This is a genomic window from Pseudomonas sp. PA-4-8C, assembly GCF_021606625.1.
In the GTDB taxonomy this organism is placed as follows: domain Bacteria; phylum Pseudomonadota; class Gammaproteobacteria; order Pseudomonadales; family Pseudomonadaceae; genus Aquipseudomonas; species Aquipseudomonas lactis.
Genome location: NZ_WKCD01000087.1, coordinates 1 through 19,502, shown reverse-complemented (window position 1 = coordinate 19,502; position 19,502 = coordinate 1). Strand labels below are relative to the sequence as shown.

The 19,502-nt window shown below is 59.9% G+C and carries 20 protein-coding genes and 2 pseudogenes; 7 read left to right on the top strand and 15 right to left on the bottom strand.

Annotated features, from left to right (window positions below; genetic code table 11):
• Positions 1 to 1,649 (top strand): annotated as a pseudogene (locus GIW04_RS15290) (hypothetical protein); the annotation flags it as partial.
• 97 nt (positions 1,650 to 1,746) lie between these two features.
• On the opposite strand, the gene GIW04_RS15285 reads toward GIW04_RS15290, so the two are convergent.
• Both GIW04_RS15285 and GIW04_RS15280 read right to left on the bottom strand, forming a co-directional pair.
• Positions 1,747 to 2,808, bottom strand: a complete 1,062-nt coding sequence (locus GIW04_RS15285) for an FUSC family protein (RefSeq protein WP_120248993.1) — start codon at positions 2,806 to 2,808, stop codon at positions 1,747 to 1,749.
• Between the two features lie 163 nt (positions 2,809 to 2,971).
• The gene (locus tag GIW04_RS15280) at positions 2,972 to 4,588 is read right to left on the bottom strand and encodes an NADP-dependent glyceraldehyde-3-phosphate dehydrogenase (protein ID WP_120248995.1); all 1,617 of its coding nucleotides are present in this window, start codon (positions 4,586 to 4,588) and stop codon (positions 2,972 to 2,974) included.
• Positions 4,589 to 4,726: 138 nt separating this feature from the next.
• Here GIW04_RS15280 and GIW04_RS15275 point away from each other — a divergent pair, with 138 nt between their 5' ends.
• Positions 4,727 to 5,602, top strand: coding sequence for a Dyp-type peroxidase (locus tag GIW04_RS15275; protein WP_034133814.1), 876 nt, complete (start codon positions 4,727 to 4,729; stop codon positions 5,600 to 5,602).
• Positions 5,603 to 5,723: 121 nt separating this feature from the next.
• On the opposite strand, the gene GIW04_RS15270 is transcribed toward GIW04_RS15275, so the two are convergent.
• On the bottom strand, positions 5,724 to 6,458 hold the full coding sequence (locus GIW04_RS15270; protein ID WP_003192136.1) for a carbonic anhydrase: 735 nt from the start codon (positions 6,456 to 6,458) through the stop codon (positions 5,724 to 5,726).
• Between the two features lie 188 nt (positions 6,459 to 6,646).
• Between GIW04_RS15270 and GIW04_RS15265 the strand changes: the two genes are divergently transcribed.
• Positions 6,647 to 7,795: an MFS transporter gene (locus GIW04_RS15265; RefSeq protein ID WP_003192135.1), complete on the top strand. Its 1,149-nt coding sequence runs from the start codon at positions 6,647 to 6,649 to the stop codon at positions 7,793 to 7,795.
• On the opposite strand, the gene GIW04_RS15260 is transcribed toward GIW04_RS15265, so the two are convergent.
• On the bottom strand, positions 7,792 to 8,313 hold the full coding sequence (locus tag GIW04_RS15260) for a DUF3087 family protein (protein ID WP_057710353.1): 522 nt from the start codon (positions 8,311 to 8,313) through the stop codon (positions 7,792 to 7,794). The two genes, GIW04_RS15265 and GIW04_RS15260, sit on opposite strands and share 4 nt — an antisense overlap.
• A 114-nt stretch (positions 8,314 to 8,427) precedes the next feature.
• On the opposite strand from GIW04_RS15260, the gene GIW04_RS15255 reads away from it, so the two are divergent.
• Together GIW04_RS15255 and GIW04_RS15250 are read left to right on the top strand one after the other, a co-directional pair.
• Positions 8,428 to 8,607, top strand: coding sequence for a hypothetical protein (locus GIW04_RS15255; protein WP_003192131.1), 180 nt, complete (start codon positions 8,428 to 8,430; stop codon positions 8,605 to 8,607).
• A gap of 12 nt (positions 8,608 to 8,619) precedes the next feature.
• Positions 8,620 to 8,820: a DUF6021 family protein gene (locus GIW04_RS15250; RefSeq protein WP_003192129.1), complete on the top strand. Its 201-nt coding sequence runs from the start codon at positions 8,620 to 8,622 to the stop codon at positions 8,818 to 8,820.
• 30 nt (positions 8,821 to 8,850) lie between these two features.
• Here GIW04_RS15250 and GIW04_RS15245 read toward each other — a convergent pair whose 3' ends face one another.
• The gene (locus tag GIW04_RS15245) at positions 8,851 to 9,087 is read right to left on the bottom strand and encodes a DUF6555 family protein (RefSeq protein WP_003192128.1); all 237 of its coding nucleotides are present in this window, start codon (positions 9,085 to 9,087) and stop codon (positions 8,851 to 8,853) included.
• A 120-nt stretch (positions 9,088 to 9,207) separates the two neighbouring features.
• Between GIW04_RS15245 and GIW04_RS15240 the strand changes: the two genes are divergently transcribed.
• Together GIW04_RS15240 and GIW04_RS15235 are read left to right on the top strand one after the other, a co-directional pair.
• Entirely contained in the window at positions 9,208 to 10,041 is an 834-nt protein-coding gene (locus GIW04_RS15240) for an arylamine N-acetyltransferase family protein (protein WP_094774530.1), read from the top strand.
• Positions 10,042 to 10,166: 125 nt separating this feature from the next.
• The gene (locus tag GIW04_RS15235; RefSeq protein WP_120248996.1) at positions 10,167 to 10,919 is read left to right on the top strand and encodes an outer membrane beta-barrel protein; all 753 of its coding nucleotides are present in this window, start codon (positions 10,167 to 10,169) and stop codon (positions 10,917 to 10,919) included.
• 62 nt (positions 10,920 to 10,981) lie between these two features.
• Here GIW04_RS15235 and GIW04_RS15230 read toward each other — a convergent pair whose 3' ends face one another.
• From GIW04_RS15230 to GIW04_RS15185, 10 genes and pseudogenes are all read right to left on the bottom strand, one after another.
• Positions 10,982 to 11,296, bottom strand: a complete 315-nt coding sequence (locus GIW04_RS15230) for a helix-turn-helix domain-containing protein (RefSeq protein ID WP_003192124.1) — start codon at positions 11,294 to 11,296, stop codon at positions 10,982 to 10,984.
• Entirely contained in the window at positions 11,286 to 11,636 is a 351-nt protein-coding gene (locus GIW04_RS15225; RefSeq protein WP_003192123.1) for a toxin, read from the bottom strand. The genes GIW04_RS15230 and GIW04_RS15225 overlap by 11 nt, the downstream gene beginning before the upstream one ends.
• A 237-nt stretch (positions 11,637 to 11,873) precedes the next feature.
• Positions 11,874 to 13,337: an NADH-quinone oxidoreductase subunit NuoN gene (gene nuoN / locus GIW04_RS15220; RefSeq protein ID WP_003192122.1), complete on the bottom strand. Its 1,464-nt coding sequence runs from the start codon at positions 13,335 to 13,337 to the stop codon at positions 11,874 to 11,876.
• Between the two features lie 7 nt (positions 13,338 to 13,344).
• Entirely contained in the window at positions 13,345 to 14,877 is a 1,533-nt protein-coding gene (gene nuoM / locus GIW04_RS15215) for an NADH-quinone oxidoreductase subunit M (RefSeq protein ID WP_003192119.1), read from the bottom strand.
• A gap of 49 nt (positions 14,878 to 14,926) precedes the next feature.
• Entirely contained in the window at positions 14,927 to 16,780 is a 1,854-nt protein-coding gene (nuoL, locus tag GIW04_RS15210) for an NADH-quinone oxidoreductase subunit L (protein ID WP_034133818.1), read from the bottom strand.
• Positions 16,777 to 17,085, bottom strand: coding sequence for an NADH-quinone oxidoreductase subunit NuoK (gene nuoK / locus GIW04_RS15205; RefSeq protein ID WP_003174727.1), 309 nt, complete (start codon positions 17,083 to 17,085; stop codon positions 16,777 to 16,779). Before nuoK ends, nuoL begins: the two co-directional genes overlap by 4 nt.
• Positions 17,086 to 17,087: 2 nt before the next feature.
• A complete protein-coding gene (nuoJ, locus tag GIW04_RS15200) occupies positions 17,088 to 17,591 on the bottom strand; it encodes an NADH-quinone oxidoreductase subunit J (RefSeq protein ID WP_003174726.1) in 504 nt (167 codons plus the stop codon).
• Positions 17,592 to 17,600: 9 nt separating this feature from the next.
• On the bottom strand, positions 17,601 to 18,149 hold the full coding sequence (nuoI, locus tag GIW04_RS15195) for an NADH-quinone oxidoreductase subunit NuoI (protein ID WP_003174725.1): 549 nt from the start codon (positions 18,147 to 18,149) through the stop codon (positions 17,601 to 17,603).
• A gap of 11 nt (positions 18,150 to 18,160) precedes the next feature.
• On the bottom strand, positions 18,161 to 19,168 hold the full coding sequence (nuoH, locus tag GIW04_RS15190; RefSeq protein ID WP_003192116.1) for an NADH-quinone oxidoreductase subunit NuoH: 1,008 nt from the start codon (positions 19,166 to 19,168) through the stop codon (positions 18,161 to 18,163).
• Positions 19,165 to 19,502: pseudogene (locus GIW04_RS15185) on the bottom strand (NADH-quinone oxidoreductase subunit NuoG); the annotation flags it as partial. The gene nuoH and the pseudogene GIW04_RS15185, both read right to left, overlap by 4 nt.

The window sequence follows — 19,502 nt, the reverse complement described above, 5'->3', positions numbered from 1 at the left end:
ATGTGCCTGGGGCCACGATCGACAGCATTGGCGAAAGTGCTGTTCTCGAAATCCCCAAATTGGATGACCTTGACCAGACCCGCGTGCGTCCTTGGCCGTATATTGCACTCAAACAGAAGATGTACAAACGCTACATCGGAACATTTAAGAATGATGACGCTTATTATGAGGAGACGTTTGCAGGCCGTGAAGTCTCATTCACCGATGAAAACGACGGGCCGTCTTCTTACACTCCTGTGGGCAGATTGCGCAATCTGAAGGAGTGGACGCCCTTAGCCATTGAGTTCGGTGTGACATTCAATCACAGCAGCAACGCCGGTGACATAGTGTGGTTCGAGACCCGTCATCATATGGTCCAAACCGAAATCAATATCTTCCCTCATCCGCAGATCAAGTATTCGACTCCCCCGGAGGGGCCTGAAGTCATCATCAGCCCAATTACCGTTGAAAATAGATGCCAGGTGCTGGTGACCTATCCGAACATGAACCTGAATGGGGAAGATCTGATTACGCTGTTCTTGATCGACTCACAGGGTACGTCGATTGAAGTGGGTGCGCTGCCTGGTCTTGACGGTGGCACGGTGACTTTCAATATCAGTAATGACTTGGTTGGAGCGGCCATTAACACTACGATCCAGTTTCAGTATGAGGTGATATTGGGCCGTGGCGGGGAAGGTTCGTCAGAGGTTCAGATTGTGCATGTGCAGGCGATTCCACAGGCCAGTCTACCAAGAGCCTTTATCAACAATATTGGTCATGGAGGGACCATAAATTCGGCCAGTCTGACCGGCAATGCTGTGCTGAGGATGGGCAAGTGGCCATATAGCCAGGAAGGTCATATTGCCTGGTTGACCGTGTCTGCGCCTGGCGCGGTCACACTGCAGTTGTTGTTCGAACACAAAGTTACCGCTAATGAGGCCGCCAATGGTTTTATAAACCTCCCGGTGCTGCGCAATTGGCTGCTGTCCGTGCCAAATAATGGCACGGTTACTATTACGCCCTATGTCAACTTCAATAAGCAGGCTGACAAGCCCAAAGCAGTGGCGTTCCCGCCGACGCAGTACCGAATCGTGCATACCACAGCACTGGTCTTCAACCAGGCGACGGTTTATCTGAACAGGAAGACGTACCTTATAGATGGGTATCCTAATGTATTACCTAGCTTCGGCGCAGGAAACTCGATCACATACGAGGCCTCAGGAGGGACACGTCCCTACTATTACTCATCAAACAAACCGTCGGTGGCTGAGGTGGACGAGAATGGACTGGTAACCGTGCGTGGCAATGACTCCGCGACTATCACCGTAAGGGATTCATCAGTCCCCGCACAGACCCGCAGTTACCTTGTATTCGTCAGCAATGTGATTCGCTGCCGTAGTTTGGGTAATGGGACCATTCCCACAAATCGGGCGCTCGCTGATAACGCGAACATGCGCCTGCCCAGCCTGACAGAAGCACGAGAGATTCATGCGGCGTATGGCAATCGATGGCCGATAGTGGGCGGTTACTATGATTGCACGTCGACGTTCTCCCATTCGGAGTGGATTAGTAGTTACTACTATGTGATCAACGTCAAAAACGGTGATGTATCAACACAAAAGGATCACATTCTTGGTGGTTACAGCAACGCTATCGGACTGCCTAGATAGAGCTTGCGGTCATCAACGGGTAACGGGAGAGGTTCACGGAGAACCCCTCCCGTGTTTATTTCAAATAACCGTTGGTTCGGGTGCAGTCGAGTCTGCTTCAGATACGCCAGTGCGCTGACGTTTTCGCCAGCCGCTCGCGCATCGCGTCCACATTAGCTGCCAATTGCAGCGTCAATAACCGATACCCACCCAAAGCACTGTAGACCGGTGCATCCGGCACAGGCTCACCGCCGGTTGCGTAGCCGCTACGCTCCAACCGCTCCGTCACCCCCGACTTCAACGCCCGCGCCATCCCCACCAGTTGCACCCGAATCTGCCGATGCTCGGCCTTTAACATCACCTGCATCCTTGCCGTGGCTTGCTCATCACGCGGGTCTGGCCGGGTATTGCCCAGAATCTCCAAAGTGCTGATGCACATACGCAGGTGCCGCTGGATCGCGTCGAGTTCAGTCATAGAGATCCGCACTTCCTTGGACACCGACGGCATTAAAGAACGCAGTTGCACCATCGCCCCGTTCAAACGGTTGAGCAGCTTGAGGTGTTCATCGTCGGTTACCGATTGGCCATTGATGATCCGGCTATAAATCTGCGCGCAATCGCGCAGGGCACTGGCCAGGTTGTAGCGCCACGAGTACACGGCGTACAACGGCAAGGCAAAGGAAAACGCCAGGGCCAGCACGATGCCGATCAGGATGTCGACGGTGCGCCACAGGCCATCGGAGATCGGGTTGTCGCCGTGGCCGGCGACGATAAATACCGTGATCGCCGACAGCAATGCGATATAGCCGCCTTTGCCGATGGCGTGATAGGAAAAGAACCCGCACACCACCGACATCAACAGGTAGGTGAGCAACGGCAGGCCGAAGTAAGCCTGTTGCACCACCAGCAGCAAGCCGACGCTGGCGCCGATCAAGGTGCCGTAGGCGCGCTCGACGGCTTTCTTGCCGATATTGCCGTGGTGCTGCAGCCCGCCGATCACGATCAGCATGGTCACCGATGCCCATTCGCCGTGGGGCAGGTTGAGGCCGCTGGTCAGCAGGATGGTGGCCAGCAAACCCACGGACACACGCGCGGCGTGGATCAGCTTGGCATGGCGAAAGCGGCGGTAGGGGTCAAGCAAGGGGCGCAGCAGGCGCCGGGCAAAGAAGGGCAGGTTCATCAGTATTAAAGTGGCCTCGATTATCTGAGCGCGCGCGATCAAATGTGGGAGCTGGCTTGCCTGCGATAGCATCACCGCGACCTGACTGAAAGACCGAGGTGCCGGCATCGCAGGCAAGCCAGCTCCCACACTGACCTGTCTGCACATTGGAACGGGGGGGATTTTAGAAGATGTAATCGGTAGTCAGGAAACTCGAGTCGCGGTTACGCAAAATATCGCTGACCAACGCCTTGTTACTTTCTTGGAACTTGGTCGCCACCAAGGTACGGATCGAGAACACACGCAAGGCGTCATGCACCGACAACGTGCCCTCGGCCGAGTTCTTGCGCCCGTTGAACGGAAAGGTATCCGGCCCGCGCTGGCATTGGGCATTGATATTGATGCGGCCCACCTGGTTGGCGAAGGTGTCTACCAGGCGCCCAACTTCCACGGGGTCGGTGCCGAAGAGGCTCAACTGCTGGCCGAAATCCGAGTCCAGCACATAGTCGATCACGGTGTCCAGGTCACGGTAGGGCACGATCGGCACCACCGGGCCGAATTGCTCTTCGTGGTAGACGCGCATCTGCGGGTTCACCGGGTACAGTACCGCCGGGTAGAAGAACGAGCCACGGCTGCTGCCACCCTCGGCATTCATCACTTTGGCACCATGCCGGGCGGCGTCGGCCACCAGTTCGTTGAGGTAATCGACCTTGCCCACTTCCGGCAGTGGGGTCAGCGCCACGCCGTCTTCCCAGGGCATGCCGGGCTTGAGCGTCGCCAGCTTGGCGTTGAATTTCTCGATAAAGCGCTCGACCACGTCTTCATGCACGAACAGGATTTTCAACGCGGTGCAACGCTGGCCGTTGAACGACAGCGAGCCGGTGACGGCTTCGTTCACCGCATTGTCCAGGTCCACTTCGGGCAGCACGATCCCCGGGTTTTTGGCATCCAGGCCCAGCGCAGCGCGCAAACGGTGCGGCTTGGGGTGCAGCTTTTTCAAATCACTGGCGGCCTTGTTGGTGCCGATAAACGCAAAGATGTCGATCTTGCCGCTGGCCATCAGCGCGCTTACGGTCTCGCGGCCGCTGCCGTAGATGACGTTGATTACCCCGGCCGGGAAGCTGTCGCGGAAGGCTTCCAGCAAGGGGCGGATCAACAGCACACCCAGCTTGGCCGGCTTGAACACCACGGTATTGCCCATGATCAACGCTGGGATCAGCGTGGTGAAGGTCTCGTTCAACGGGTAGTTGTAAGGCCCCATGCACAACGCCACGCCCAGGGGCACGCGGCGGATCTGGCCGAGGGTGTCCTGCTCCAGCTCAAAGCGACTGCTGCGCCGGTCGAGTTCCTTGAGGGCATTGATGGTGTCGGTGATGTAGTCGCAGGTGCGGTCGAATTCTTTCTGCGAGTCCTTGAGGTTTTTGCCGATCTCCCACATCAGCAGCTTGACCACCGCATCACGCTGTTCGCGCATGCGCCGCAGGAACGCCTCGACGTGCTGGATACGCTCAACCACTCGCATCGTCGGCCATACACCCTGGCCACGGTCGTAGGCGCGCACGGCAGCATCCAGGGCGGTGAGGGCGGTGTCGGCATCCAGCAACGGCGTGCTGCCGATGTGCACGCGCTCATCACCCAGTTGCACGGGGCTTTGCACGCGGGCGAGCGGGCCGTTCCACTCCTGCAACTGGCCATCGACCAGGTATTCACGTTGCTCAATGGGCGCTGCCAGGCGAAATTGCTCGGGAATCTGCGCGGTGGAGGTGGGAAACAGCTGGGCGAGCAGGTTGCTGGTGGTCATGTCGCTACCCCTGGAATAGTTGCAAAACATGACTAGAGAGTCACCCAACACGCGGCTCTAACGCAAGGCTTGCGCGCATTCTTGTTCGCAGCGCGGTGTACGCCGGGTAAACTGCGCGGCTTTTCAGAAGGAGTTCACATGAGTCAGTACCAGCCGGGCATTCTTGCCGCACCGGTGCCTTTGCAGGCCCGCCATCTGTTTTTTGCCCTCGACTCGCTGCAAGCCGTGCCCGCTGCGCTGGACGCACTGGTGCAGTTGACGGATGCGGCGGCCGTGGTGGGGTTCGGTGAGCCGCTGGTAACGGCGCTGGGTGTCCAGATCCCAGGGCTGCGCTCATTCCCGGCCGTCAGCGGCCCTGGCGCCCACAACCCGTCGACTCAACAGGCGCTGTGGGTATGGCTGCATGGGGTGGATCGCGGTGAGTTGCTGCTGCGCAGCCGGACCGTGGAAAAAGCCCTCGCCCCGGCGTTTCGCCTGGTGCAGTCGACAGAAGGCTTCCGCTACAAGACCGGCTTTGACCTGACCGACTACGAAGACGGCACCGAAAACCCTCACGACGATGCCGCCGTGGAAGCCGCGCTGACCGACAGCGGCGCCAGCTTCGCTGCTATCCAGCAATGGCAGCACGACCTTGACGGTTTTGCCGCGTTGCCTGCCCAGGAGCGTGACCACATCATTGGCCGCCGTCATGGCGATAACGAAGAACTCGACGATGCCCCCGAGTCGGCCCACACCAAGCGCACCGCCCAGGAAAGCTTCACACCGGAAGCCTTCGTGGTGCGCCGCTCCATGCCCTGGGCCGAAAATGGCCAGGCGGGGCTGATGTTCCTCGCGTTTGGTCATTCTTTCGATGCGTTCGAAGCGCAGTTGCGACGCATGAGTGGGTTGGAAGATGGGATTGTCGATGGCCTGTATCGCATCAGCAAGCCGTTGACGGGGGGTTATTACTGGTGCCCGCCGCTGAAGGACGGGCGCCTGGATCTGGGCGTGGTTTTTGAATCGCCGCTTCCTTGAGCGATCATTGCCCCCTGTAGGAGCGAGCTTGCTCGCGAAAAGCGTCAACGATAACGCGCGCCGCCTGACTCAACGCGGCGCCTTCGAGTTTTTCGCGAGCAAGCTCGCTCCTACGCAAAGCCTAACCGAGCATTTTTACTTTGCCGCTGTGCAGCTTGTACACGCCGCCGACAATCAGCAGTTTTCCCGCCGCGACCGCATCAGCCAACAGGCTTGATTCAGCCGTGAGCCGCGCCATGGTGTCGGTGACATTTTGTGCAATGGCGTTTTCCAGCAAATCGCCGGGCGCTTTCAATACCTTGTTCACCGAGGGTTTGAAAGTATCGGCCAAGCCCTGGATCTTGCCCGGGAAGCGGGCGTTATCCTTGACGGCCTTGACCCCCGCCGCGACTGCGCCACACATGTCGTGCCCCAATACCATGATCAGGGGCGTGCCCAATACCGCCACCGCGTATTCAAGGCTGGCGAGCCCGTTATCGGTGACGAAATTGCCCGCGACCCGTACCGCGAAGAGGTCGCCGCGGGCGGTGTCGAAAGCGTACTCGGGAGCGATCCGCGAATCGGCACAACTTAACACCGCGACGAACGGATTTTGCCCACCCACCAACACTTCACGCTCGCTCATAAAGTCATGGCGCTTGGTCACCCCGTCGGCGTAACGCTGGTTGCCTTCCATCAGCCGCTGCAAGGCAAGTTGGGGGCTGAGGTCGTTGGCGGGCTTGGGCAGCGCTGGCGCCGCCGATGTTGCGTTCGCGAGGGAGGGCAGCGCCCCGCTCAGTAGCGTTGCGCTTGTACTGACGGCAGCCAGGCGTAGGAAGTTTCGACGGTCTTTGAGGTGAACAGGGCGGTTGCACATCGGGAAGGTTCTCAGACGGGTTGAGGGCACTAGGGTGGGAACGATCAGCCGAAAGAGATGTAAGAAATATCTGATTTTGCTTGTGTCTAGCAGCGGGGGCGCCTTCTAAGCACAAGACTCAGCCCTTGTAAAAAAGGCCAGGGGAAGGCTAGTGTGGCGGCCTGAATATTTCTGAATGTTTCAGTTTTATGTCCAGCCTTGCCCAACGCACCGCCAATACCACCTCGCGCCGCGCGGCACTGGCCCTCGGGTTTTGCCTGCCCAGTGATGTGCTGCTGTACCTGTTGCTGCCCATGGAGTCCGAGGCGTTCGGCATCACGCTGGCCCAGGCTGGGGTGTTGTTGGCGGCTAACCGTCTGGTACGGATCTTTGGTTATCGGCATGTACTGAATTTTTATGCACGTAACGGCGACCGCCTGACCTGCATGCTCGCCGCCGGCGCGGCAGCACTGTGCGCATTGGGTAATTCGGTGCTGTCGGGCTTCGCTGCGCTGTTGGTCTTGCGGCTGGTGTGGGGCCTGTGTTTTGCCGCGTTGAACCTGTCGACCCAGGTACTGGCGACGTCTGAACCTGAAGGGGCGGCGCGCAGGGCGGGGCGCTCACGGGCATTGATCGCCTTCGGGCCGATGCTGGCCCTGCCTCTGGGCGGGTTGCTGACGTTATGGGCCGGGCCGCGCCCGATCTTCCTGATTCTCGCCGTCTGTTGCCTGGCAGGGTTGTGGATCGCTCGCGGCCTGCCCACCTCCGGTCATGACTTGCACAGCACTCCGGGGCGCCGCTTCAGGTGGCCTGACAGCGTTGCGCTGTGGTCGTTTATCGAAGGTGTCGCGCTGGACGGCTTGTTTATCTTTGGCCTGTCGATCCAGGCGCAGAAGATCATGGGCGGGGATGCGGTACTGATCGCCGGCGGCTTGATGGGCCTGCGCTACCTGTCGGAATTGCTCCTGAGCCCGTTGGGCGGGCGTGCGGCCCAGCGTTTCGGTGCCACGTCGATGCTGTTGCTGTTTTCGTTCTTGAGCGCCCTGGCCCTGGCTGCGTTCGGCAGCCATTGGGTGATCGTCGGCGCGGCGGCGGTGCTGGTGCTGCGTGCGTTGCAATTGCCCCTGGTGACTACCCTGGTGGCCGAGCGCAACCCCGGCGCCATGCGCGTGTCTGCATTGGCGTCCAACGCCGTATGGCGCGATATCGGCGCCGGCCTCGGGCCGCTGCTGGCGGGCCTGTTGCTACCTGTGGCCTCGGCGCCCTGGGTGTTTGGCCTGGCGGGTGCGGCGATTGCCCTGAGTGCAGTGTTTTGCTGGCGGGCCAAATGGCCCACTGACGTGTCCCTGCGGAGCTAAGCGCTTTTCAGGCTGTCCAGCCAGGCAGGATCAAGCCGGGTTTGCTCGGTAGCGATCCCCAGGGCCTGCATCTTCGCCTTGTGGGCCTCGATCTCGCCCACCATTTGCGCCTGGGCGCTGGAGTTGGCGTCCAGTTCGTGCATCTGAATCAGCCCCAGATGATAGAAACGCAACAGCTTGATGGCTGACGGGTCGTTGGCCTGTACCCGTTCGCTGACCTTGTGCATCACATTGGTCACGCTCATCAGGCTGCGTTTGAGCTGCCAGCCATACACCGCCGACGTCATCCAGGGTTGGGTCCAGAACGGGCCACGTACCAGCGCGACGGTGATCAACACCCCGGCAAAGACGCCGCCGACGTTGAAGCGAAAATTATCACCGCCAGGCTCACCGAACAGCATCACTGCCAGGCTCGATAACAGCATGGCCAAGGCCAGGAACAGCACGGCAATGACCAGTGTGCTGCGACGGGTCTGTTGGCGATAGGTGGCGGGGTCGCAGGGTTTGAGCTCGAACATCCGGGGCAGGTCTCCAGAAAGAGCGGTCATCTTCTCATGCTTGGCGCAATGAAGTTGAACGATGGCGGCGGGCGATTTCTCTAAAACGGTGAACCCTTCATGAGGTCAGCCGTCATGCCCGACTATAAACAGCCACCGCCTGGTACACCCGACCCGCACCGCACCCCCGGTGAAGAGGAGCGCGACAACGATGCGTTGCGCCCCAATGATCCGAAAGAGCGAGGCCCGGACGACGATGTGCAGCGCGCCGAAGAAGACCTGGAAAACCTCCACGACAAAGCCCGTCCGCTTTAACAGGAGAACCTGATGAACAAGCGTACCGATGGCCCCCATTCCAACGAACACGCCAGTGGCAAGGATGAACTGGGCTTCGACCCGGACTCGCCGGACCTGGCCGACCCGCAGGTCGACCCGATCGGCCCGGCAATTGCGCCGCTGGACAAAACGGACGAGGAGACAGCGAAAAAAAAGCCGCCCTACGATCCGTTGGGCGACTTGAAGCAGTGAACCGAGCCCCGCCTGTGTGCGGGGCTTTGTTTATCTGGGCGGGGACCAGCTGACGTCGCTGATGCCGTATTTTTCCGCCCAGGGCCGGGTGGTCTTTTTCACCTGCTCGTGACCCACGCGACCGATGCGGCTGACATGGGCAATGTCGGCATCAACGGCCGCCCAATGCCAGGCCTCGGCGTTGTTCATCACCTCGGCGCGCACCACGAAAGACTTGGGTTTACCGTGTAGCTGATAGTGGACGGTGTAGATTTTTGCGGTACTCATGTTGCCTCCCAATCTTGTTATAGATGGATAGGCTGGCGCTCCAAAAGGTTCATTCAAAATGACAACGCACACAGAGGCGCGGCATAGTGACGCTCTTGCCCTGCGCCCAAGGATCGCGCCATGCACACACTCGCCGATAGCCGCCTGTACCTGCAACGCCTGGGCTATGCCTCGCCACCGCCGCCCACCCTGCAAACTCTGCGGGACCTGCAACTGCGCCATGTGTGCACCTTCGCCTTTGAAAGCCTGTCGACCCTGATGCATGCACCGGTGCCGATCGACCTGCCCAGCGTCGAGCGTAAGGTGCTGCATGAGGGGCGTGGCGGCTATTGCTACGAGCTGAACCAGCTGTTCCTGGCCCTATTGCAGGAGCTGGGCTTTGAAGCCCGTGGTATCACCGGGCGCGTTGTGATCGGCGGCCCACCGGACGCCCACACCGGGCGTACCCACCGCTTGAGCCTGGTGACCCTCGACGGCGTGCGCTATATCACCGACGTCGGCTTTGGCGGCATGGTGCCCAGCAGCCCGTTGCAACTGGACAGCGACGCGCCCCAGGTCACCGCTCATGAGTGCTTTCGTCTGACACACAACCAAGGCAGTTACACGCTATGGGGCCAGGTGGGTGAAGAATGGCGCGGCCTGTACGTGTTCGACCTGCAAACCCAGGCCGACATCGATTATGAAATCGGCAACTGGTACGTCTCCACGCACCCTGGCTCACCGTTCGTAGGGCAGTTGAAAGCCGCGCTGCTTGCGCCCGGTAAACGTCATACCTTGGCCAACGCCCGCTATGCCCTTCATTATCTGGATCGACCCAGCGAAAAGCGCACGCTCAAGAGTGCCGATGAGTTACTGGGACTGTTGCGCAACACCTTCGGTATTCAGCTGCCGGAGCATCCTCAACTTCGCGAAGCCGTTGAACACCTGATTCGCATGAATCCTGAAGAGTCTTGAGTTAGAGCCTTCGCTGAATCGTTTTTCCTCCGTTTTGGTGCAAATCCGTTCGAACTTTTTGCAAAAGCCAAGGTTCGAACCGATTCCTGAATACTTTGCCCACCTTAAAATGGAGATGTAAAACGATGTCCAAACTATTCGGAAAATTCCTCAAGAACACCTCGTTGCTGGCCCTGGTGGCTGCGCCTGGCGTGGTGTTCGCAGCACCTTCCACTGACCCGATTTCCACGTTCGGGATCATGGGCAGCTACAACGACTTCAAACTTGAAGGCGGTAGCGAAAGCGACAAAGATCACATGCCCGAAGCCGGCCTGTTCTACAACTTCGGCAACAAGCTCACTGCCGAGTCGGGCTTTATCTACCAGGCCGGTATCGAAGCCAAGTACGGTGAAAAAAGCGATAACAAACTCAAGGAAGGCCAGGCCGACCTCGACCTCGGCTGGCGTGCCGCGCTGGATGCGCGCAATTTTGTCGACGTGATCGTGGGCGGTGGCTACAGCTGGACCCGCTACGAGCCGGACACCAATGGCTACGACATGAAGCTCACCAACAAATCGCCGTTTGCCAAGGCGGCGCTGGGCTACAACCACCAGTTCGATGACATGACCCTGCGCGTTGAAGCCGGCGCCCGTCACACCATCGACGGCCGCGCCAAGCTCAAGGTCGACGGCGTCGGCAGCGACACCGTAGACCTCAAGGACCGCACCAACCCTTACGCCGAAGTCAGCCTGCTGATGAACCAGAAGGGCGACCTGCCAGTGATGGCGGGCCTGTACTACACCCGCACCGAGTACAAGCTCGATAACGACTCCTATGTGGCCGACAACACCAAGCTCAAGCGTGATGAGTATGGTTTGAAGGTGGGTATCGCGTTCTAACGCTGTTTGCGCTGCAAAAACGCCCCGAATGCTCGGGGCGTTTTTTTTGCGGCTATTGCCGGTCAGCCCAATGCGGCAAGTTGCGCCACGGTTTCCGGAAAGCGCGCCACCAGTCGTATCAACGTGACAGCCTGCGCATTCGGCTTGGCCCGGCCTTGCTCCCAGTTCTCCAAGGTGCGGGTGTTGGTGCGCAGGTACATGGCGAATACCGAGCGGGACAGGTTGAGTTGCTGGCGTACGGCGATTACCTCGTCAGCGCTGAGTGGCGCCAGCTTGTTGAGGTGCGCTTTGTGGGTGCGCAGGGTAATTTTGCCCTGGCGTTCATCAGCCAAGGCGTCGAAGCCTTCGACCAGTTCGGAAAAGATTTCACGTTTCATGGTGTGTTCTCGCTTTGATTTCCCTGTCCAGCATGTGTTTAAGGGCTTTCTTGTGTTGGGGTGTCAGGTCGTTCTGTTCGTGTTTGCCGTACAAAGTGAATAACCAGAATTGCGTACCGCCTGACCACCAGTAGTAAATGACCCGCAGGCCACCGCGCTTGCCTTTGTTTCGTCGCTCATCGACGAAGCGAACCTTTCTCAACCCGCCCGTTCCTTCGATCACGTCTCCCGCTTCTGGGTTTTTCATCAACTCCTGCTGAAAACCGTGAAAAAGTTCATCGCTCAGATAGTCCCTGCGATGCCGTTCGAATGCCGGCAGTTCGATAAATAGAGCATCCATGCTCTGTACGTAGCCTGCGTATAGTTTGGTGGCCCACTCGCTTTGGGTCAAGCGCCCAAGCTGTGGGAACTTTCTTAAAACGCAGACACCTTAGGCCGCATCCAGCGGGGAAGATGCCGGATGAGGAGGCAGATTGAAGAGGAAATTTCAGCGAGTAGGGAAGGGAAAAAGCCAGGCTACAGAAATGCAAAACGGCGCCCAAAGGCGCCGTTATGTTTACTGCATTAATCTAAGCGATCAAACGCCCAGCACCGCGTGCTGCACCAGGGTGAGCAACGGTTGTGGGTACACGCCCAGGAAGAACGCGAGCAGGGCGATGGCCAGCAGCATGACGCCACCGGCTTTCTGTTCCCAATGCAGCTCGGCATCCACACGGCGCAGGTTTGGCTCGATCAGGTACAGGGTGACCATCACGCGCAGGTAGTAGAACACGCCGATGGCGCTGCCCAGTACCAGCGAGGCAACCAGCCACCATTCGTGGGCTTCGACACCGGTAGCGACGATGTAGAACTTGCCGATAAAGCCCGCCGTCAGCGGAATGCCGGCCAGGGACAGCATCATCACGGTGAGCACGGCGGTCAGGTACGGCCGGCGCCAGAACAGGCCGCGGTATTCGTACAGGGCGTCGGCGTCACGGCCTTTGTACGGCGACGACATCAAGGTGATGACGCCGAACGCACCCAGGCTTGTGATCACGTAGGTGACCAGGTACACGCCAATGGCTTCCACGGCCAGGCCTTTGCTCGCCACCAGGGCGATCAGCAGGTAGCCGAAGTGGGCGATGGACGAATAGCCCAGCAGACGCTTGAGGTTGTTCTGGGTCAGGGCCAGCAGGTTACCGAACAGGATCGACGCGATGGCGATCACGGTCAGCACGTTGCTCAGCACGCCGGTGTTGGCGGCGGGGGAGATCTGGAACAGACGCACCATCACCGCAAACACCGCCACTTTCGACGCAGTGGCCAGGAACGCCGCCACCGGCGCTGGGGCGCCTTCGTACACGTCCGGGGTCCACAGGTGGAACGGCACCAGCGACAGCTTGAACGCCAGGCCGATCAGCATCATCGCCAGGCCCAGTTGGGCAATCGGCGCCGGGCTGTTGGTGGCGGCCAGGGCGTGGCCGATACCGGTGAAGCTCAGGCTGCCAGCTTCGGCGTAGAGCAGGGCCATACCGAACAACAGGAACGCGGAACCGGCAGCCGACAGCACCATGTACTTGATGCCGGCTTCCAGGGAGCGCTTGTTGAAGAAGGCATAGGCCACCAGGCCGTAGGTCGGGATCGACAGCAGTTCCAGGCCGATGAACAGGCCCGCCAGGTGCTGAGCGCTGACCAGCACGATACCGCCGGCCGCAGCCAGCAGGATCAGCAGGTACAGCTCTTCCTTGTTGCCCGGGTAGCCGGTGCCGCCTTCGCCGAGGTAGGCGTGGGCGAGGGTGACGCAGGCCAGGGTCGCCACCAGGATCAGGGCGATGTACAGCAGTGCGAAGTCATCGACCATCATCAGTGGCGTGACCGCCAGTGGCGCGACCTTGAGGGCCGGAATGATCGACAGCAGGGCCAGGTTCAACCCGGCGCAAGACAGCAGGAACGTTTGCGAATGATTGCGGCGCCAGGCGATCGCCAGCATCACCACCACGATGGTGAGGCTGGTGATCAGCAGCGGCGCAAGCGCGATAAAGTGTTGGATCGTGAATTCCATAGCGCTCTTACCGGGCCGAAGCGAGTTGGGAGAAGGCGGTGCCGAACCACTGCTGCACGCCATGCATCGTTGCGGCAGAAGTGTCCAGGAACGGTTGCGGGTACACGCCGATGAAGACCAGCAGTACCGCAAGGCCGAGCACCATGATCAGTTCGCGCGCATCCATCCCTTGCAGGACGGTGTCGGACTTGGCCGGGCCGAAATAGGCGCGGTGGATCATGATCAGCGAGTAGACCGAACCGAACACCAGGCCGGAGGTGGCGATGGCGCTGATCCACGGCGTTTGCACAAAGGCACCCATCAGGATCAGGAACTCGCCGATGAAGTTACCGGTACCCGGCAAGCCCAGCGACGCGGCGGCAAAGAACAGGCTGATGGCCGGCAGGTACGCGATGCGCGACCACACGCCACCCATCTCACGCATGTCACGGGTGTGCAGGCGCTCGTACAACTGGCCACTCAGGATAAAGAGGGCAGCGGCGGAAACACCGTGGGCCAACATCTGGATCACCGCACCCTGCAGCGCCAGTTGGCTGCCGGAGTAGATGCCGATCAGTACGAAACCCATGTGGGAAACGGACGAGAAGGCAATCAGACGCTTGATGTCGGTTTGCGCGAAAGCCAGGAACGCACCGTAGAAGATCCCGATCAGACCCAGGGTCATGGCGATCGGCGCGAATTCGGCCGAAGCATTCGGGAACAGCGGCAGGGCGAAACGCAGCAGGCCGTAGGCAGCGGTCTTCAGCAGGATACCGGCCAGGTCCACGGAGCCGGCAGTCGGCGCCTGGGCGTGGGCGTCAGGCAACCAGGAGTGGAACGGCACCACCGGCAGCTTCACCGCGAAGGCGATGAAGAAGCCCAGCATCAGCACGTACTCGGTGGTCAGCGACATCTTGGTTTTCAACAGGTCGGCGTAGTTGAAGGTAATCACGCCGGTGTTGTTGAAGTTGACCAGTACCAGGCCCAGGATCGCCACCAACATGATCAGGCCGGAAGCCTGGGTGAAGATGAAGAACTTGGTCGCTGCGTAGATCCGGGTTTTCTTGCCGTCCGAAGAGCTGTGACCCCAGAGCGCGATGAGGAAGTACATCGGCACCAGCATCATTTCCCAGAAGAAGAAGAACATGAACAGGTCCAGCGCCAGGAACACGCCGACAACACCGCCCAAAATCCACATCAGGTTCAGGTGGAAGAAGCCCACGTGACGTTGGATCTCTTTCCAGGAGCAGAGTACCGAGAGGATACCCAGCAGGCCGGTCAGCAGGATCATCAACAGCGACAGGCCGTCGAGGGCCAGGTGCACGTTGATGCCGAAGCGCTGGATCCACACGTGCTTGAATTCAAGCGCGAAGGTGGGGTCGACACCCGGTGCCGGAGCGAATGAGTAGTCACCATGGGCCCACAGCCAGAGGCCGAGCGCGAGTTCCAGGGACATGGTCAGCAACGCAATCCAGCGGGGGAGGGTGGCGCCGAAGCGTTCACCCATCCAGCAGAGCAGGCCGCCGATAAAGGGGATCAGGATTAGCCAGGGCAGAATCATGACGGGCTCGTTTCCTTTTGCAAGTTCGCAAAGTACGCAATGTTCATAGTCATACCGCTACCACCACGATGGCGCCGATCACCAGCACGGCACCGACGGCCATGGAAGCTGCATACCAACGCAATTGGCCGGTCTCGCTGCGGCTCAGGGCGGTGTGACCGGCCTTGGCGGCACGCGGGATCAAACCGATGGTCTGGTCGAGCGGGTCTTTGCGCAGCACGTGGCTGATCGCAAGGTAAGGTTTGACGAACAGTTTGTCGTAGATCCAATCGAAGCCCCAGGCAGCGAACCACCAGGCCGACAGGAAGCGACCAATGCCACTGTTGGCCACGGCGGTCACGAAGCGACGCTTGCCGAGGAACAGCAGGGCCGCCAGCAGGATACCGGCGATGGCGATGGCGCCCGAGGCGATTTCCAGGCTGTGCTGGGCTTCGCCGCCGGCATGGCCGACGCTCTGTGGCAACACACCGTGCAGCGGTGGAGTGATCATCGCGCCGACGAAGGTCGACAGGATGATCAGCACCGACAGTGGCAGCCAGTGGGAGATGCCGTGGCCTGCGTGCGCTTCGGTCTTGGCTTCACCGTGGAAGGTGATGAAGATCAGGCGGAAGGTGTACAGCGAGGTCATGAACGCACCCACCAGGCCTGCGTACAGCAGGTTCTGGTTACCGCTGGCGAAAGCTTCCCAGAGGATTTCGTCCTTGGAGTAGAAACCGGCGGTCACCAACGGCAAGGCGGCCAGGGCGGCACCACCGACGATGAAGCTGGCGTAGGCCAGTGGCAGTTTCTTCCACAGGCCGCCCATCTTGAAGATGTTCTGCTCGTGGTGGCACGCCACGATCACCGCACCGGAGGCGAGGAACAGCAGGGCCTTGAAGAATGCGTGGGTCATCAGGTGGAAGATCGCCGCGTCCCAGGCGCCCACGCCAAGGGCCAGGAACATGTAGCCGATCTGGCTCATGGTCGAGTAGGCGAGGATACGCTTGATGTCGGTCTGCACCAGCGCGGCGAAGCCAGCCAGCACCAGGGTCACGCCGCCGACGATGCCCACCAGGTGCAGGATGTCCGGCGCCAGGGTGAACAGGCCGTGGGTACGGGCGATCAGGTAGACACCGGCGGTTACCATGGTGGCGGCGTGGATCAATGCCGATACCGGGGTAGGGCCGGCCATCGCATCCGCCAGCCAGGTTTGCAGCGGCAGTTGCGCAGATTTACCCACGGCGCCGCCCAGCAGCATCAGGGTCGCCAGGGTGATCCAGAAGTCGCCGACCTGGAATTTCTGCGGAGCCAGTACCAGCAGTTCCTGGATGTTCAGCGTGCCCACCTGTTGGAACAGGATGAACAGGCCGATGGCCATGAACACGTCGCCGATGCGGGTGACGATAAATGCCTTGAGTGCCGCGTTACCGTTGTTGCGGTTGCTGTAGTAGAAACCGATCAACAGGTACGAGCACAGGCCCACGCCTTCCCAGCCGAAGTACAGGAACAACAGGTTATCGCCCAGCACCAGAAACAGCATGCTGGCGATAAACAGGTTGGTGTACGAGAAGAAGCGCGAGTAGCCCGCTTCACCGCGCATGTACCAGGACGCGAACAAGTGGATCAGGAAACCCACACCCACCACCACGCCGAGCATGGTGATCGACAGGCCGTCGACGTAGAGGGCGAAGTTGGGCTTGAAGCCTTCAACCGCCATCCACTGCCACAGCACCAGGGTGTAGTGACCGCCTTCAGGCGGTGCCACATTGAATTGCCAGATGACGTAGGCGGCCACGATGGCCGACAGGCCGATGGAGCCCACGCCGATCAGGGCCGAGAGGTTTTCCGACCAGCGCCCGCGAGAGAACGACAGCAGCAGGAAACCGATCAGGGGGAATACGAAAGTCAGAAAGATCATGTTCATCCGCGCATCTCACTGGCAGCGTCGATATCAAGCGTGTGGAAGCGACGATACAGTTGCAGCAGGATCGCCAGGCCAATACTGGCTTCGGCGGCTGCCAGGCTGATCACCAGGATGAACATCACTTGCCCATCCGGCTGGCCCCAACGTGCGCCTGCCACGATGAATGCCAGTGCCGCGGCGTTCATCATGATTTCCAGGCTCATCAACACGAACAGAATGTTACGGCGAACCATCAGGCCGACCAGGCCAAGGCAGAACAGGATGCCGGCGACCGCCAGACCATGCTCCAAAGGGATAGCAGGCATCGTCATTGCTCCTTGGCTTCATTGCGGCCCAAGTGGAAGGCGGTGATGGCTGCGGCGAGCAGCAGCATCGAAGCCAGTTCGACCACCAGCAGGTACGGGCCGAACAGGCTGATGCCCACGGCTTTCGCGTCTACGGTGGTGTGGCCGATGGCCTGGCCGCTCTGGTGAGCGAACAGCACATACAGCAGTTCACCCAGCAGCAGGGCTGCGAGCACAACCGGGCCGAGCCAGATGCCGGGCTTGAGCCAGACGCGCTCCTGGGCGACCGAAGCCGGCCCCAGGTTGAGCATCATCACCACAAACACGAACAGCACCATGATGGCGCCGGCGTAGGCGATCACTTCCAGCACACCGGCGAACGGTGCGCCGAGGCTGAAAAAGGTCATGGCCACGGCGATCAGCGAAATGATCAGGTAGAGCAGGGCGTGCACAGGGTTAGTGTTGGTGATCACGCGAAGCGTAGACACCACTGCAATACCCGATGCGAAATAGAAAGCGAATTCCATCTTTCTTCCTTAAGGCAGCAAGCTCTTCACGTTGATCGGTTCGGCTTCGTTTTGTGCGGCGCCTTTTGGCTTACCGGCAACGGCCATACCTGCAACACGATAGAAGTTGTAATCAGGGTTTTTACCGGGACCAGAGATCAAAAGATCTTCTTTCTCGTACACCAGGTCCTGACGTTTGAACTCGGCCATCTCGAAATCCGGTGTGAGCTGGATCGCGGTGGTCGGGCAAGCTTCCTCGCAGAGGCCGCAGAAAATGCAGCGCGAGAAGTTGATACGGAAGAAGTCCGGGTACCAGCGACCGTCTTCGGTTTCAGCTTTCTGCAGGGAGATGCAACCCACCGGGCACGCCACGGCGCACAGGTTGCAGGCTACGCAACGCTCTTCGCCGTCGGGGTCGCGGGTCAGTACGATGCGGCCGCGATAGCGCGGCGGCAGGTACACCGCTTCTTCGGGGTATTGCAGGGTGTCGCGTTTGCGAAAGCCGTGACCGAACACCATCACCAGGCTTCGCAACTGGGTACCGGTACCCTTAACGATGTCGCCAATATATTTGAACATGGGTCAAATCCTCACTGAACCGCGGCAGCGGGCGTGTTCAACAACACGACGGCAGCCGTCACCAGCAAATTGATCAGGGTCAGCGGCAGGCAGAATCTCCAGCTGAAATCCATCACCTGGTCATAGCGCGGGCGCGGAATCGAGGCGCGCAGCAGGATGAACAGCATGATGAAGAACGCGGTCTTCAAGAAGAACCAGAAGAAGGCCAGCTGCGGCAGGATGCCAAACGGACCGTGCCAGCCGCCGAAGAACAGCGTGACCAGCAGGGCCGAGATCAAGATGATGCCGATGTACTCACCAACGAAGAACATGCCCCATTTCATACCGGCATATTCAATGTGGTAACCGTCGGCCAGTTCCTGTTCCGCTTCCGGCTGGTCGAACGGGTGACGGTGAGTCACGGCCACGCCAGCGATGAAGAAAGTACAGAAGCCGAAGAACTGCGGAATGATGAACCACAGGTTCTGCGCCTGGTACTCGACGATATCGCGCATGTTGAACGAGCCAACCTGCACCACGATGCCCATCAGGGCCAGGCCCATGAACACTTCGTAGGACACGGTCTGGGCCGAGGCCCGCAAGCTGCCCAGCAGGGCGAACTTGTTGTTACTGGCCCAACCGGCGAACAGCACGGCATAGACCGACAAACCGGCCATGGCGAAGAAGAACAGCAAGCCGATGTTCAGGTCCGCCACGCCCCAGGTCGGGGTGATCGGGATGATCGCGAAGGCGATCAGCAAGGCGCTCATGGCTACCACCGGTGCCAGGGTGAAGATCACCTTGTCGGCGAACGGCGGGGTCCAGTCTTCCTTGAAGAACATTTTCAGCATGTCGGCCGCGATCTGGAACATGCCGAATGGGCCAACGCGGTTCGGACCGTAACGGTCCTGCCACCAGCCCAGCAGGCGACGTTCGACGAAGCTGAGCAGGGCGCCCGCGACGACCACGGCCAACAGGATCACGATGGCCTTGACCACCGAGATGATCACGTCAATTACTTCCGGCGTGAACCAAGTCATTGCGCTGCCTCCTGCAGACCGTCAACGGTTTTGCCGAAAATGGCAGGCGGAATACCGGCGATGCCTTTAGGCAGTGCAACCAGGCCGGCACCCAGCTCGTCATTGATACGCAGCGGCAGACGCAGGGTCTGGCCGGCCACGTTCAGGCTGAGCAGCGCACCGTCGTTGACGCCCAGGCGGTCGGCTTCGGACTTGGCGACAGACACATAGGCGGCAGGAATACGTTCTTGCACCGGCGCGGCCTTGGAAGAAGTTTCTTCGCTGCCGAACAGGTGGAAGAACGGCACGACCTGCCAGGTGCCCGGCGCCGGGTTGAACGGACGCGGTACCGCAG